Here is a 1817-nt window from a genome sequence, read left to right on the forward strand (position 1 = left end):
GGTCGAAGTAAAGCAAACATTTGCGAAGTCAATTCAATTTGAATTATAACTCGCTAGCAACAAAAACAATTGAGCAATCAATTTTCATTTTATATGAGAGTTTGATCCTGGCTCAGGATGAACGCTGGCGGCGTGCCTAATACATGCAAGTCGAACGCACTGACGTCGACTGAAGCTGCTTGCAGTGGAAGTCGATCGACGTGAGTGGCGGACGGGTGAGTAACACGTGGGTAACCTACCCTTAAGTGGGGGATAACATTTGGAAACAGATGCTAATACCGCATAACCATACAGACCACATGGTCTGTATGTAAAAGATGGCTTCGGCTATCACTTTTGGACGGACCCGCGGCGTATTAGTTAGTTGGTAAGGTAACGGCTTACCAAGACGATGATACGTAGCCGACCTGAGAGGGTAATCGGCCACATTGGGACTGAGACACGGCCCAAACTCCTACGGGAGGCAGCAGTAGGGAATCTTCCACAATGGACGAAAGTCTGATGGAGCAACGCCGCGTGAGTGAAGAAGGGTTTCGGCTCGTAAAACTCTGTTGTTGGAGAAGAACAGGGACTAGAGTAACTGTTAGTCCTTTGACGGTATCCAACCAGAAAGCCACGGCTAACTACGTGCCAGCAGCCGCGGTAATACGTAGGTGGCAAGCGTTATCCGGATTTATTGGGCGTAAAGCGAGCGCAGGCGGTTTTTTAAGTCTGATGTGAAAGCCTTCGGCTTAACCGAAGAAGTGCATTAGAAACTGGGAAACTTGAGTGCAGAAGAGGACAGTGGAACTCCATGTGTAGCGGTGAAATGCGTAGATATATGGAAGAACACCAGTGGCGAAGGCGGCTGTCTGGTCTGTAACTGACGCTGAGGCTCGAAAGTATGGGGAGCGAACAGGATTAGATACCCTGGTAGTCCATACCGTAAACGATGAATGCTAAGTGTTGGAGGGTTTCCGCCCTTCAGTGCTGCAGCTAACGCATTAAGCATTCCGCCTGGGGAGTACGACCGCAAGGTTGAAACTCAAAGGAATTGACGGGGGCCCGCACAAGCGGTGGAGCATGTGGTTTAATTCGAAGCAACGCGAAGAACCTTACCAGGTCTTGACATCCTTTGACCACTGTAGAGATACAGCTTTCCCTTCGGGGACAAAGTGACAGGTGGTGCATGGTTGTCGTCAGCTCGTGTCGTGAGATGTTGGGTTAAGTCCCGCAACGAGCGCAACCCTTATGACTAGTTGCCAGCATTTAGTTGGGCACTCTAGTAAGACTGCCGGTGACAAACCGGAGGAAGGTGGGGATGACGTCAAATCAGCATGCCCCTTATGACCTGGGCTACACACGTGCTACAATGGTCGGTACAACGAGTTGCGAACCCGCGAGGGTAAGCTAATCTCTTAAAGCCGATCTCAGTTCGGATTGTAGGCTGCAACTCGCCTACATGAAGCCGGAATCGCTAGTAATCGCGGATCAGCACGCCGCGGTGAATACGTTCCCGGGCCTTGTACACACCGCCCGTCACACCATGAGAGTTTGTAACACCCGAAGTCGGTGGGGTAACCCTTTTAGGGAACTAGCCGCCTAAGGTGGGACAGATGATTGGGGTGAAGTCGTAACAAGGTAGCCGTAGGAGAACCTGCGGCTGGATCACCTCCTTTCTAAGGAATAATTACGGAAACCTACACACTTGTCGAAACTTTGTTTAGTTTTGAGAGATCTACTCTCATACTTATATTAATTAGCCGCTTTTGGGCCTATAGCTCAGCTGGTTAGAGCGCACGCCTGATAAGCGTGAGGTCGATGGTTCGAGTCCATTT

At 50.1% G+C, this 1817-nt stretch carries 1 rRNA gene; it reads left to right on the forward strand.

The annotated features are described in order from the left end of the window. Nucleotides 1-89: 89 nt before the first annotated feature. Nucleotides 90-1658, forward strand: a 16S ribosomal RNA gene (locus tag EKM76_RS12665). Nucleotides 1659-1817: the final 159 nt, after the last annotated feature.

This window comes from Loigolactobacillus zhaoyuanensis, from assembly GCF_003946385.1.
In the GTDB taxonomy this organism is placed as follows: Bacteria; Bacillota; Bacilli; order Lactobacillales; family Lactobacillaceae; genus Loigolactobacillus; species Loigolactobacillus zhaoyuanensis.